This is a genomic window from Citrobacter sp. Cb031 (assembly GCF_030336725.1).
In the GTDB taxonomy this organism is placed as follows: Bacteria; Pseudomonadota; Gammaproteobacteria; order Enterobacterales; family Enterobacteriaceae; genus Citrobacter; species Citrobacter braakii.
Genome location: NZ_JAOWDA010000022.1, coordinates 29,974 through 43,800, shown reverse-complemented (window position 1 = coordinate 43,800; position 13,827 = coordinate 29,974). Strand labels below are relative to the sequence as shown.

At 53.0% G+C, this 13,827-nt stretch carries 14 protein-coding genes; 13 read left to right on the top strand and 1 reads right to left on the bottom strand.

The annotated features are described in order from the left end of the window. Positions 1 to 245: 245 nt before the first annotated feature. Positions 246 to 806, top strand: a complete 561-nt coding sequence (gene nudE, locus OGV93_RS07645; protein ID WP_016157636.1) for an ADP compounds hydrolase NudE — start codon at positions 246 to 248, stop codon at positions 804 to 806. A gap of 58 nt (positions 807 to 864) precedes the next feature. Here nudE and mrcA read toward each other — a convergent pair whose 3' ends face one another. Beyond that, positions 865 to 3,417, bottom strand: a complete 2,553-nt coding sequence (gene mrcA, locus OGV93_RS07640; RefSeq protein ID WP_016157635.1) for a peptidoglycan glycosyltransferase/peptidoglycan DD-transpeptidase MrcA — start codon at positions 3,415 to 3,417, stop codon at positions 865 to 867. A 120-nt stretch (positions 3,418 to 3,537) separates the two neighbouring features. Between mrcA and OGV93_RS07635 the strand changes: the two genes are divergently transcribed. The 12 genes from OGV93_RS07635 to trpS all read left to right on the top strand — a co-directional run bounded on the left by OGV93_RS07635 (position 3,538) and on the right by trpS (position 13,700). After that, positions 3,538 to 4,317, top strand: coding sequence for a type IV pilus biogenesis protein PilM (locus OGV93_RS07635; protein WP_131380243.1), 780 nt, complete (start codon positions 3,538 to 3,540; stop codon positions 4,315 to 4,317). Continuing rightward, positions 4,317 to 4,856 (top strand): PilN domain-containing protein, encoded by a 540-nt coding sequence (locus tag OGV93_RS07630; protein WP_049271935.1) that lies wholly within the window; start codon positions 4,317 to 4,319, stop codon positions 4,854 to 4,856. Before OGV93_RS07635 ends, OGV93_RS07630 begins: the two co-directional genes overlap by 1 nt. Beyond that, entirely contained in the window at positions 4,840 to 5,295 is a 456-nt protein-coding gene (locus OGV93_RS07625) for a HofO family protein (protein ID WP_046274530.1), read from the top strand. Before OGV93_RS07630 ends, OGV93_RS07625 begins: the two co-directional genes overlap by 17 nt. Beyond that, positions 5,285 to 5,698: a HofP DNA utilization family protein gene (locus OGV93_RS07620; RefSeq protein ID WP_141875804.1), complete on the top strand. Its 414-nt coding sequence runs from the start codon at positions 5,285 to 5,287 to the stop codon at positions 5,696 to 5,698. Before OGV93_RS07625 ends, OGV93_RS07620 begins: the two co-directional genes overlap by 11 nt. Beyond that, entirely contained in the window at positions 5,601 to 6,848 is a 1,248-nt protein-coding gene (gene hofQ / locus OGV93_RS07615) for a DNA uptake porin HofQ (protein ID WP_279266739.1), read from the top strand. The genes OGV93_RS07620 and hofQ overlap by 98 nt, the downstream gene beginning before the upstream one ends. Positions 6,849 to 7,252: 404 nt before the next feature. Then, complete coding sequence (aroK, locus tag OGV93_RS07610) at positions 7,253 to 7,774, top strand: shikimate kinase AroK (RefSeq protein ID WP_003023552.1); 522 nt, start codon at positions 7,253 to 7,255, stop codon at positions 7,772 to 7,774. A 57-nt stretch (positions 7,775 to 7,831) separates the two neighbouring features. Then, positions 7,832 to 8,920, top strand: coding sequence for a 3-dehydroquinate synthase (gene aroB / locus OGV93_RS07605; protein ID WP_016154788.1), 1,089 nt, complete (start codon positions 7,832 to 7,834; stop codon positions 8,918 to 8,920). A 96-nt stretch (positions 8,921 to 9,016) separates the two neighbouring features. Further along, positions 9,017 to 10,303, top strand: a complete 1,287-nt coding sequence (gene damX, locus OGV93_RS07600; RefSeq protein ID WP_103766934.1) for a cell division protein DamX — start codon at positions 9,017 to 9,019, stop codon at positions 10,301 to 10,303. A gap of 117 nt (positions 10,304 to 10,420) precedes the next feature. Continuing rightward, positions 10,421 to 11,257: an adenine-specific DNA-methyltransferase gene (gene dam / locus OGV93_RS07595; protein ID WP_016154786.1), complete on the top strand. Its 837-nt coding sequence runs from the start codon at positions 10,421 to 10,423 to the stop codon at positions 11,255 to 11,257. 17 nt (positions 11,258 to 11,274) lie between these two features. After that, positions 11,275 to 11,952 (top strand): ribulose-phosphate 3-epimerase, encoded by a 678-nt coding sequence (gene rpe, locus OGV93_RS07590; protein ID WP_003023561.1) that lies wholly within the window; start codon positions 11,275 to 11,277, stop codon positions 11,950 to 11,952. Beyond that, entirely contained in the window at positions 11,945 to 12,703 is a 759-nt protein-coding gene (gph, locus tag OGV93_RS07585; RefSeq protein WP_065554366.1) for a phosphoglycolate phosphatase, read from the top strand. The genes rpe and gph overlap by 8 nt, the downstream gene beginning before the upstream one ends. Next, positions 12,696 to 13,700, top strand: a complete 1,005-nt coding sequence (gene trpS, locus OGV93_RS07580; RefSeq protein ID WP_016154784.1) for a tryptophan--tRNA ligase — start codon at positions 12,696 to 12,698, stop codon at positions 13,698 to 13,700. The genes gph and trpS overlap by 8 nt, the downstream gene beginning before the upstream one ends. Positions 13,701 to 13,827: the final 127 nt, after the last annotated feature.

Below are 13,827 nucleotides of genomic sequence, written 5' to 3'. Positions count from 1 at the left end.
TCGGCAAGTGTGGAGTCGAACTTGAGCATCTTTAAGTACAGCCCAGTAAATGCGAATCATAGCAAAATCACTAAAAATGGAATATCAGCAAATTCCTGGAGTTATTTCAACCTATTGACTTTTAATTTGAAATAGGGATTAACTTTTAGTACGTTACATAAATGTAAATAAACGGCAATTCACATTGCCGAAACCGTGCGGTATATCGCACAATAACCCCAGATTTCACAGCAAAGATCCTCACAATGAGCAAATCATTACAGAAACCCACGATTTTGAAAGTGGAAACCGTCGCCCAATCCCGGCTGTTTAAAGTCGAAAGCGTGGACCTTGAGTTCAGCAATGGCGTACGCCGCGTTTATGAACGTATGCGCCCGTCCACGCGTGAAGCGGTAATGATTGTGCCGATTGTGGACGACCACCTGATCCTCATCCGCGAATACGCGGTCGGGACCGAATCTTACGAACTGGGTTTTTCCAAGGGGTTAATCGATCCTGGCGAAAGCGTGTACGAAGCGGCGAATCGGGAGCTGAAAGAAGAGGTGGGGTTTGGCGCAAAAGATCTGACGTTTTTAAAGAAACTCAGCATGGCGCCGTCCTATTTCTCCAGCAAAATGAACATCGTGGTGGCGGAGGACTTATATCCTGAATCGCTGGAAGGTGATGAGCCTGAACCATTACCGCAGGTGCGCTGGCCGCTGGCGCATATGATGGACCTGCTGGAAGATCCTGATTTTCACGAAGCGCGTAATGTGAGTGCGCTGTTCCTCGTGCGCGAATGGCTGAAAGGACAAGGGCGGCTTTAATTTCTCTTCACGAATAATAAAAAAGGCGCCGAAGCGCCTTTTTTTGATCGGTCAGGGATCAGAACAGTTCGTGCGTCTCACCATTATCGATAATGGTCGTCCCCACCTCATGCACCGCCTGTTGCGTCGGCTGAGTGCCTTCAATGAAGTATTCTGCGCGGCTGTTGCCACCGCTTGCCAGTTGACCGGTGCTGCGATCGATATTGACCGTCACGATACCCGGCGGCGGCGTCAGCGGCTGCTCAGGCACGCCTTCCAGCACGGACTTCATATAGGCATCCCAGGCAGGCTGTGCGCTCTTTGCGCCGCCTTCGTAGCCGGAGATCTGGTCTTTGATCGCCCCAGAAGCCGTCGTGTGTCCGAGATTGCGGCGATGATCATCAAACCCGATCCATACCGACGTCACCACGCCTGGCCCGTAGCCAGAGAACCATGCATCTTTAGAGCTGTTGGTGGTCCCGGTTTTCCCGCCGATATCATGGCGCTGTAAATCGCGACCTGCACGCCAACCGGTTCCCATCCAGCCCGGCTCACCAAAGATATTGGTGTTCAGGGCGCTTTTAATCAGGAAGGCCAGCGGCGTGTTGATCACATGTGGAGCGTACTCCTGCGTTCCGCTTTGCGCGACCAGCGCCTGGTTTGCCTGCTCAAGCTGAGGCATAGGCACGGCGGCATTCTGCTGTTCCTGCGAGACGGCGACATCTTCGACGTTACTGTTTTCCAGCACGTTAGATTTCTGGGTATCACCATAAATCACCGGAATATCGCATTCCGGACAGGCAATTTTCGGCTTCGCCTCGAAGATAACGCCGCCCATATCGCTTTCGATTTTACTGATGAAATACGGATCGACCAGGAAGCCGCCGTTCGACATCACTGCATAACCGCGCGCCACCTGCAACGGCGTGAATGAGGCAGAACCCAGCGCCAGCGACTCGGTGTGCACAATGTTCTGTGCCGGGAAGCCGAAACGTTGCAGATACTCTGCCGCGTAATCCACGCCCATCGCGCGCATGGCGCGTACCATCACCACGTTTTTCGACTGACCCAGCCCCTGACGTAAGCGGATAGGACCGGCGTATTGCGGCGGTGAGTTCTTCGGCTGCCAGTCGGAACCCGCGCCGGCATCCCAGCGGGAGATCGGCACGTCGTTGAGCATGCTCGCCAGCGTCAGACCTTTATCCATCGCGGCGGTATACAGGAATGGTTTGATGTTGGAACCCACCTGGCGTAACGCCTGGGTTGCACGGTTAAACTTGCTCTGGTTGAAGTCAAAACCACCGACCAGCGCCAGCACCGCGCCGTTTTGCGGATTGATGGAGACCAGTGCGGAGTTGACGTCCGGTACTTGCGCCAGCCACCAGGCATCGCCAACCTGGCGTACCCAGATTTGCTGCCCGGTTTGCACCACATCAGTCACTTTGCGCGGCGTCGGGCCTTGCTGGGTATCCGAGCGGTAAGGACGCGCCCAGCGCATGCCATCCATCCGTAATGACACTGACGTACCATCCGCCAGCGCGGCAATGGCTTCCTGCGGATTGGCGCTGGTAACAACCGCCGGTAGCAGGGGACCATAAGTCGGTAGCGCTTTCAGCGTATCGGTGATTTTCTTGCTGTCCCAACTGCTTTCGCCCACTTTCCACAGCACGTTCGACGGGCCGCGGTAACCGTGGCGCATGTCGTAATCCATTACGTTGTTACGTACTGCCTGCTGAGCAGCCTGCTGTACTTTGCGCGTAATGGTGGTGGTGATGCGATACCCGTCCTCATAGGCTTTCTCACCATAACGGTTATACATCTCCTGGCGCACCATCTCAGAGAGATACGGCGCGGAGAAGGCGATTTCCGGCGCGTGGTAGTTGGCGTCAATGGCTTCGCCGCGCGCCTGATCGTACTGGGCCTGCGTGATGTAGTTTTCGCTCAACATACGCGACAGTACGACGTTACGTCGCGCGGTTGCCCTTTCCATCGAATAGAGGGGGTTGAAGGTTGACGGCGCTTTTGGCAGACCGGCAATCACCGCAATTTCACTTAAGCTGAGCTGATCAACTGTCTTACCGAAATAGACCTGCGCGGCAGCACCTACGCCATAAGCGCGATACCCCAGGTAAATCTTGTTCAGATACAGTTCGAGGATCTCATCTTTACTCAGCAGTTGTTCAATGCGGATCGCCAGGAACACTTCTTTGATCTTACGCATCAGCGTACGTTCCGGGCTCAGGAAGAAGTTTCTCGCCAACTGTTGGGTAATGGTGCTGGCCCCTTGCGATGCATGGCCGGAGAACAGCGCGACGCTGGCAGCACGGAAGATCCCCACCGGGTCTACCCCGTGGTGCTCATAAAAACGACTGTCTTCGGTAGCGATAAAGGCTTTAACCATTACCGGCGGCATCTGATCCAGGGTGACCGGGATTCGACGTTTCTCGCCATATTGCGCGATCAGCTCGCCATCAGCGCTGTAAACCTGCATCGGGATCTGTAAACGCACATCTTTGAGCGTCGCGACGTCAGGTAATTGCGGCTCAATATAGCGATAGAGGCCATAAATCGAGCCTGCTCCCAGCAGGATGCAACATACTGCAAGGATTAATAAATACTTTACGAACTTCACTGGAGATTTCCCATTTAGTGGCATTTGGGCAGTTTATAAACAAACGCGCGGTAGTATAAAGGCAAGCCAGACGCATTGATATACCCGTTAAAGCAACGGGTGATAAGGAGATCATCAGCAATGGCTTTCAATATTTGGAAAATTGGTCTGCATATTCAGCAACATGAAGCGCTGGCTGTCGCCGTAGTTCACGACGCATCCGGTTGGTTTCTCCAGCGCTGGTGGCGTATACCGCTGACGCCTCAGGTTATCGTCGATGGCCACATTCGCGAGCCTGAACAGCTTGTCGCAGCGCTACTGCCGTGGAGCCGGGAGCTTCCTCGCCGACACCATATTCATCTCTCTTTTCCTGCCAACAGGACGTTACAAAAAAAGTACCCTCGTCCGGAAATGATGTTGCGCGAGCCGGAGCAAGCAGCATGGTTATCCGGTTCGATGGCGCGTGAACTGGATATGGCGCCGGATGCGCTGCATTTTGATTATAGCGAAGACACGTTAAGCCCGGCGTTTAACGTCACTGCCGCGCAAAGCAAAGAGATTTCAGCGCTTCTGACGCTTATCCAAACGTTGAAGGTACAGGTTACGGCGATTACGCCGGATGCCAGCGCGTTACAGCGATTTATACCTTACCTGCCAGAACATCATCAGTGTCTGGTATGGCGTGATGACACCCAGTGGCTATGGGCGACCCGTTCGGCATGGGGGCGTAAATCAACGGGCGATATTGGCTGTATCGACGAGCTTGCCGCGACATTATCGCTTTCCACGACAGCCATTGCGCTATGCGATCCCAGCGGCTTCGATCCTTTAAGCGTGGTGTCCGTACGCCAGCCGCCAATTCCAACGCAAAGCCATCGCTTCACCATTGCACTGGGACTCGCTATGGGAGGCACATGTTGATGATAGCGACCATCAATCTTCTGCCCTGGCGCCAGGCGCGACGTCGCGCCTGCCTACGCTTCTGGAGTGTTTTATTTGGCGCTTCGCTACTGCTTAGTAGCGGCGTGTTGTTGCGCTATTACAGCGTTTTGAGCGTAGAAAACCAGGTCGAATTGTTGTTAGCGGATGCCGAAAAGACGCGGGCCGAGGCTTTAATGGCGCTAAAGCCGCGTGTGCAGCAGCGCCAGCAACGATGGCAACAGGTTCAAGCGCGGAACAAACAGCGTGAGCAGACCCGAAGCTGGCAGCGGGTTTTGCAAGGGCTGGCGGAATTACTGCCGGAGCAGGCGTGGTTAACAAAAATCACCTGGCAGCAGGAGACACTGGAACTGACGGGAAACACGCTGAGCTTTGCCGCGCTGAAGGCGCTGGAAGCGCAATTACGCCAGCTGCCGCTGTTTAAATTGGGTAGCCCTGGCGAAACGCAGCAGGATGCGCAGGGACGCTGGCAATTCCACTATCGACTGATGCGGAGCGGTGCGCATGAAAACGCTTTGTGATAGCTGGTTAGCGCAGTCGCCGCGCTTTCGGCTCATCTGCGGCTGTGGCTGGATGCTGGGACTGCTCATCGTCGTCATGTTATGCCTCAGCTCCACCGCGCAGAAACGAGTTATGCAACAAGAGGCGCTAAATCAGCAACGAGCGGCCATTCAGGCACAATGGCGAAATTTATATCTGCTGGTGGCATCGCCAGAAGAGCCTGAAGAGACGCTGATTCCGTTCTCTCCACTGCTGTTTCAGACTCCTCTTGCACATCTTATCCACTGGCAACCCTCCGCACAGGGCGGAGAAATGACGCTGAAGCCAGGCTGGGATGTCATCCCGCCGATGTTTGACCAATTGGCGGAGCAAGGGATGAACGTCCGCCGGTTTTCTCTTTACGCAGAAGGTGCGGAGCTGCTGTTAACACTACAACTGGAGCGCCTGAATGATGGTTGAACGCTGGCTGTTGGCGTGCGTAAGCGTACTGATACTCACCGGTATGCGTAATCCCTTCCTGCCGCCGGAGGACCGTTGCCAAATTGCTGAGCTGTCGGCATGGCGCTATCAGGGAATATTGAGCCAGGGCGCGCGACCCATTGGCATTGTTCAGGATAGCCAGAAAAAATGGCAGCGGGTTGAGCGAAATGATGTCCTGAAAAACGGTTGGACGGTTACGCAGATAACGGCCCAGAGCGTAACCCTCGACACAGGGAAAAACTGCGAGCCGTCGCAGTGGCAGTGGCAACGACAAGGAGCGATAAATGAAGCGATGGATGGCATGGATAGTACTCGTACTGGTGGTCGGGATTCAGAGCGTACTGGCGGCGAAATCGCAAAACGTGACGCTGGTGGTCGATGATGTGCCGGTTGTGCAGGTATTGCAGGCGCTGGCCGAACAGGAAAAGAAAAACCTGGTAGTTTCACCGGATGTCAGCGGTGTGCTGTCACTGCATTTGACGGATGTGCCCTGGAAGCAGGCATTGCAAACGGTGGTGAAAAGCGCCGGGCTGGTATTACGTCAGGAAGGCAACATTCTGCATGTGCATTCTGTTCAATGGCAGAGTGAAAATGCGGCTCGTCAGGACAATGAGCAGGCACGGCTTCAGGCCAGCCTGCCGTTGGAACATCTCAGTATCATTTTGCAATATGCTGATGCCTCCGAGCTGGCAAAAGCCGGAGAAAAGCTGCTCAGCGCCAAAGGAAGCATGACGGTGGATAAACGCACCAACCGCTTACTGCTGCGTGATAATAGCGTTGCGCTTAACGCACTGGAAACGTGGGTGGCGCAAATGGATCTGCCGGTTGCACAAGTCGAACTGGCGGCGCATATCGTGACGATTAATGAAAAAAGCTTGCGTGAGCTGGGGGTGAAGTGGTCGCTGGCTGACGCACAGCAATCGGGGGCGGTGGGGAACGTCACAACGCTTGCCAGCGATCTTTCTGTATCCACAGCCACATCCCGTGTGGGATTTAACATTGGCCGTATTAACGGTCGTTTACTCGAGCTGGAGCTGTCTGCGCTGGAGCAAAAACAGCAGTTGGACATCATCGCCAGTCCACGCTTACTGGCTTCTCACCTGCAACCTGCCAGTATTAAGCAGGGTAGTGAGATCCCTTATCAGGTCTCCAGCGGTGAAAGCGGCGCGACATCCGTCGAGTTCAAGGAAGCTGTATTAGGGATGGAAGTCACGCCCACCGTATTGCAGAAAGGACGAATCAGACTGAAACTGCATATCAGCCAGAATGTTCCCGGGCAGGTGCTACAGCAGGCGGATGGCGAAGTTCTGGCTATTGATAAGCAGGAGATTGAAACTCAGGTCGAGGTAAAAAGCGGCGAGACGATTGCGCTGGGCGGGATTTTTTCACATAAGAATAAATCCGCAGCCGACAGCGTGCCGCTGTTGGGCGACATCCCCTGGCTTGGCTCTCTCTTTCGTCATGATGGTAAAGAAGACGAACGGCGTGAATTAGTGGTTTTTATTACGCCCAGACTGGTTTCAACGCAATAACTTATGCATGAAAAGCCGTTGTTTTTGCACTGAACACGTTTCAGAGATTTGACGTGCGGGTGTATTTAGCATACAAGGAGTACCGATTTGAGTGTCGGTACTTTTCTTTACTTATGCGGCAGTAAATACGCTTTGCCTTTCTGGTGGTGTGTCATAGGCTTATTTGGTGTCATTTGGCTGCGCGATACGTCGCCAGGTCTGATGTTTGCAGGGTAGCATGCCTGCCACGACCAGAAATGCGTAAGGTTTGGTGATTTATTCAGTTGCCAAACCCGCTTGAGTATTGAGATAATTTTCAGTCTGACTCTCGCAATATCTTATGAGGTTTCAGTTCATGTCCTGCTGCGCTGAGTGTCTGCGAAGCGGGTTTACCATTAACGAATAGTCTTAGTAGTACCGAAAAAATGGCAGAGAAACGCAATATCTTTCTGGTTGGGCCTATGGGTGCCGGAAAAAGCACTATTGGGCGCCAGTTAGCTCAACAACTCAATATGGAATTTTACGATTCTGATCAAGAGATTGAGAAACGAACCGGAGCTGATGTGGGCTGGGTCTTCGATGTAGAAGGTGAAGACGGCTTCCGTGATCGCGAAGAAAAAGTCATCAACGAGTTGACGGAAAAACAGGGTATTGTGCTGGCAACTGGCGGTGGCTCTGTTAAATCACGTGAAACACGTAACCGTCTTTCCGCGCGTGGCGTCGTGGTCTATCTTGAAACGACAATTGAAAAACAACTTGCGCGAACTCAACGTGACAAGAAACGCCCGCTGCTGCAGGTAGAATCGCCGCCTCGTGAAGTTCTGGAAGCGTTGGCTGACGAACGCAATCCTCTGTATGAAGAGATTGCTGACGTGACCATTCGCACCGACGATCAGAGCGCGAAAGTCGTAGCAAACCAGATTATTCATATGTTGGAAAGCAACTAATTCTGGCTGAATACACACTCGTCTGCGGGTACAAGTAACTAAGGTGGATGTCGCGTAATGGAGAGGATCACAGTCACTCTCGGGGAACGTAGTTACCCTATCACCATCGCGGCTGGTTTGTTTAATGAGCCAGCTTCATTCTTACCGCTGAAATCGGGCGATCAGGTTATGTTGGTAACCAACGAAACCCTGGCTCCCCTTTATCTCGATAAGGTTCGCGGCGTACTTGAACAGGCGGGTGTTAACGTTGATAGCGTTATCCTTCCCGATGGCGAGCAGTATAAAAGCCTGACGGTTCTGGATACGGTTTTCACTGCGTTACTGCAAAAACCGCACGGTCGTGATACCACGTTAGTCGCACTTGGCGGCGGCGTGATAGGCGATCTGACCGGTTTTGCGGCAGCCAGCTATCAGCGTGGTGTTCGTTTTATTCAAGTCCCGACAACCCTGTTGTCGCAGGTCGACTCCTCCGTTGGCGGCAAAACCGCCGTAAACCATCCCCTCGGTAAAAACATGATTGGCGCGTTTTACCAACCGGCGTCCGTGGTGGTGGATCTCGATTGTCTGAAAACGCTTCCTGCGCGTGAGCTGGCATCGGGGCTGGCGGAAGTGATCAAATACGGCATCATCCTTGACGGTGAATTTTTCAGTTGGCTGGAAGAAAATCTGGATGCGTTATTGCGTCTGGATGGTCCGGCGATGGCGTACTGTATTCGTCGTTGTTGTGAGCTGAAAGCAGAAGTTGTCGCAGCGGACGAGCGTGAAATGGGCTTACGTGCTTTACTGAATCTGGGACACACGTTTGGCCATGCGATCGAAGCTGAAATGGGTTATGGCAATTGGTTACATGGTGAAGCCGTTGCAGCAGGTATGGTAATGGCTGCTCGTACGTCAGAACGTCTTGGACAGTTTACCTCCGCTGATACGCAGCGCATCATTACGCTGCTGCAGCGAGCGGGCTTGCCGGTCAATGGACCGCGTGAAATGTCCAGCGAGGCTTATCTGCCGCACATGCTGCGAGATAAAAAAGTGTTAGCGGGAGAGATTCGTTTAGTGCTTCCGCTGGCATTAGGGAAGAGTGAAGTGCGCGGCGGAGTGTCGCACGAGGTGGTTCTTAACGCTATTGCTGATTGCCAGCCGGCGTAACAACAAGAAAGGTCTGGCTTGCGTTGCGAAACGTAGGTCTTTTAGCTTCAGGTTATGTGCAAAGTCGTAAGCATTAACCTTTGAGTGGGGTGTTAAATGGATGAATTCAAACCAGAAGACGAGCTGAAACCCGATCCCAGCGATCGTCGTACTGGTCGTTCTCGTCAATCGTCTGAACGCGATAATGAGCCGCAAATCAATTTTGATGATGTTGATCTGGATGCTGACGATCGTCGTCCTGCGCGCGCACGTAAAGAGCGTGAAGAAGAACGGGACATTGAAGAAGAGTATGAATCTGATGACGATGACGTGGATGAAGAGCGTGTAGAACGCCGTCCGCGCAAGCGTAAGAAACCCGCCAGCAAGCCTGCCTCTCGTCAGTATATGATGATGGGTGTCGGTGTCCTGGTGCTGTTGCTGCTGATCATCGGTATCGGTTCTGCGCTGAAAGCCCCCTCATCATCTCCCAGTGAGCAGGCTGGATCTGGCGAGAAGAGCATTGATCTTTCTGGCAACAACGCGACGGATCAGGCGAGCACGACTACGCCTGCAGCAGGCGCTGAGCAGACCGCTGGCAATACCCAGCAGGATGTTTCCCTACCGCCGATTTCCTCTACCCCAACTCAAGGTCAGACACCTGCGGCAACTGAAGGCCAGCAGCGTGTTGAAGTGCAGGGCGATCTGAACAACGCTCTGACGCAACCGCAAGGCCAGGAGCAGGTTAATAATGTAGTGGTTAACTCTACGCTGCCGACCGAACCTGCGACCGTTGCGCCAGTTCGTAATGGTAATGCTGTGCGCCAGACTGCGAAAACGGAAACGGCTGAACGCCCTGCTGCGACACACCAGGAACGTAAACAGGCTGTTATTGAGCCGAAGAGCAAACCGCAAACTACGGTGAAAGCGACGCAGACAGAGCCGAAACCTGTTGCTCAGGCAAAACCAACTGCAACTGCGCCGACGACTACAACCAAAGCACCTGTGGTTACCGCTACGCCGAAGGCGACCGTTGAGCCGAAAGCAACCGCGACTACAACGCCTGCGCCAACTGCGACGGCAACAACGTCAACACCTGTTGCTGGTGGAGCGAAAAGTGCAGGAAATGTCGGAGCGTTAAAATCTGCGCCGTCCAGCCATTACACGCTGCAGCTCAGCAGTTCTTCTAACTACGACAACCTTAACGGTTGGGCGAAGAAAGAAAACCTGAAGAACTACGTGGTGTATCAGACGACGCGTAACGGTCAACCGTGGTATGTTCTGGTAACAGGCGTGTATGCGTCTAAAGAAGATGCGAAACGTGCAGTGTCTACGCTACCCGCCGATATTCAGGCGAAAAATCCGTGGGCAAAACCGCTGCACCAGGTTCAGGCCGATTTGAAGTAAGATAGGATATGTTCTGCAATGGTTTGCTGTTTCGCCCAATTGCGGGACAAAGACTAAAGCGCAGGATGCTGTCGGAGCTTTCTCCACAGCCGGAGAAGGTGTAATTAGTTAGTCAGCATGAAAAAAAATCGCGCTTTTTTGAAATGGGCAGGGGGAAAATACCCCCTGCTTGATGATATCAAACGGCATTTACCTCAGGGTGAATGCCTGATTGAACCTTTCGTGGGTGCCGGGTCGGTGTTTCTCAACACCGACTTTTCTCGTTATATTCTTGCCGATATCAACAGCGACCTTATCAGTCTCTATAACATCGTGAAGACACGTACCGATGAGTATGTGCAGGCTTCGCGTGAGCTGTTTATGCCTGAAACTAATCAGGCTGAGGTGTACTATCGGTTCAGAGAAGAATTTAATGCCAGTCAGGATCCGTTCCGCCGTGCAGTACTGTTCTTGTATCTGAACCGCTTTGGTTACAACGGATTGTGCCGTTATAACCTGCGCGGCGAGTTTAATGTACCGTTTGGTCGTTATAAAAAACCTTACTTCCCGGAAGCCGAGTTGTACCATTTTGCTGAAAAAGCGCAGAATGCGGAGTTCCATTGTCTCTCCTATGAAGAGTGTATGGACCGTGCGGATAGCAACTCTGTGGTCTATTGTGACCCGCCTTATGCACCGCTTTCGGCGACGGCAAATTTCACCGCGTATCATACCAACAGCTTTAGCCCAAAAGAGCAGGCGCATCTGGCCGAGATGGCAGAAAAGCTGGTCAGTAAGCAGATCCCGGTGTTAATTTCGAACCATGACACGCCCGATACCCGCGAATGGTACCGATCGGCGAAACATTTTCAGGTCAAAGTGCGGCGCAGCATTAGCAGCAATGGCGGCACGCGTAAAAAGGTGAACGAACTGCTGGCACTGTATAAACCAGGAGTTGTAACGCCTGCGAAGAAATAATTCTCAAGGAGAAGCGGATGAAACAGTATTTGATCGCCCCCTCAATTCTGTCGGCTGATTTTGCCCGCCTGGGTGAGGACACCGCGAGAGCGCTGACTGCCGGTGCCGATGTCGTACACTTCGATGTCATGGACAATCACTACGTACCGAACCTGACCATCGGCCCGATGGTACTGAAATCGCTGCGTAAATATGGCATTACTGCCCCGATTGACGTTCATCTGATGGTGAAACCGGTCGATCGTATTGTCCCGGACTTCGCCGCCGCCGGCGCGAGCATCATTACTTTTCACCCGGAAGCCTCCGAGCACGTCGATCGCACTTTACAGCTGATCAAAGAGCATGGCTGTAAAGCGGGCCTGGTGTTTAACCCGGCAACACCGCTGAGCTATCTGGACTACGTCATGGATAAGCTCGATGTGATCCTGCTGATGTCCGTTAACCCAGGTTTTGGCGGGCAGTCCTTTATCCCACAAACGCTGGATAAGCTGCGCGAAGTGCGTCGTCGTATTGATGAATCTGGCTACGATATCCGCCTCGAAGTGGACGGCGGCGTCAAGGTGAACAACATTGGTGAAATCGCGGCGGCGGGTGCAGATATGTTTGTCGCAGGCTCTGCTATTTTCGACCAACCAGACTACAAAAAAGTCATTGATGAAATGCGCAATGAACTGGCGAAGGTAAGTCATGGATAAGTTTCAGGATATTCGGGGCGTGGCATTTGACCTCGACGGTACGCTGGTCGACAGCGCGCCGGGATTAACCGCAGCGGTGGATATGGCGCTGTATGCGCTGGAACTGCCGATTGCCGGTGAAGAACGCGTTATCACCTGGATTGGCAACGGTGCAGATGTACTGATGGAGCGCGCGCTGGCGTGGTCGCGTCAGGAGCGCGCCACACTACGTAAGACAATGGGTAAACCGCCCGTTGATGATGATATCCCTGCCGAAGAACAGGTGCGTATTTTGCGTAAGCTGTTCGACAGATACTACGGCGATGTCGCAGAAGAGGGGACATTCCTGTTCCCTGATGTTGCCGACACGCTGGGCGCGATGTATGCGAAAGGATTGCCGCTGGGTCTGGTGACCAACAAACCGACCCCGTTTGTCGCGCCATTGCTTGAGGCGTTAGATATCGCCAAATACTTTAGTGTGGTCATCGGTGGTGACGACGTGCAGAATAAAAAACCGCATCCGGATCCGCTACTGCTGGTAGCAAGCAAGCTTGGCATCAAGCCGGAGCAATTGCTCTTCGTAGGGGATTCACGTAATGATATTCAGGCGGCAAAAGCTGCTGGCTGTCCGTCCGTTGGCCTGACTTATGGCTACAACTACGGTGAGTCGATCGCGCTGAGCCAACCCGACGTTATTTACGACCGTATTAATGAACTACTGCCCGTTCTCGGGCTTCCGCATAGCGAAAATCAGGAATCAAAAAATGACTAAGCCCATCGTTTTTAGTGGCGCACAGCCCTCAGGTGAATTGACCATTGGCAACTATATGGGTGCGCTGCGTCAGTGGGTGAGCATGCAGGATGACTACCATTGCATCTACTGCATCGTTGACCAACATGCCATCACCGTTCGTCAGGATGCTCAGCAGCTGCGTAAAGCAACGCTCGATACGCTGGCGCTGTATCTGGCATGCGGTATCGATCCTGAAAAAAGCACCATTTTCGTCCAGTCTCATGTACCGGAACACGCGCAGTTAGGTTGGGCGCTGAACTGCTACACCTATTTCGGCGAGCTGAGCCGTATGACCCAGTTCAAAGATAAATCCGCACGCTATGCGGAGAACATCAACGCCGGTCTGTTTGATTATCCGGTGCTGATGGCGGCAGACATCCTGCTGTATCAGACCAACCAGGTACCGGTTGGCGAAGATCAGAAACAGCATCTGGAACTAAGCCGCGATATCGCCCAGCGCTTCAACGCCCTGTATGGCGACATCTTCAAAGTGCCTGAGCCGTTCATTCCTAAATCCGGTGCGCGCGTGATGTCGCTGCTGGAGCCGACGAAGAAAATGTCCAAGTCGGATGACAACCGCAACAACGTGATCGGCCTGCTGGAAGATCCGAAATCCGTGGTTAAGAAAATCAAACGTGCGATGACCGATTCCGAAGAGCCGCCTGTTGTACGCTACGACGTGCAGAATAAAGCGGGTGTTTCCAACCTGCTGGATATCCTCTCTGCCGTTACCGGCCAGAGCATTCCGGAGCTGGAACAGCACTTTGAAGGCAAGATGTATGGTCATCTGAAAGGTGAAGTCGCAGAGGCCGTTTCCGGCATGCTGACCGAGCTTCAGGAGCGTTATCACCGTTTCCGTAACGATGAAGCTTTCCTGCAGCAGGTGATGAAAGATGGCGCGGAAAAAGCCAGCGCACGCGCGTCTGTTACGCTGAAAGCGGTTTACGAAGCGATTGGTTTTGTCGCCAAGCCGTAATGCGCTCTGCGTTGCTGAAGAAACCGGGTTCTACCCGGTTTTTTTTCGCCTGTTCGCTGGTGAATCTCAAAAAATATGAAGCGCCTCGCCGTTTGCATATTTCCTTATATCAATCACTTTAATGAAG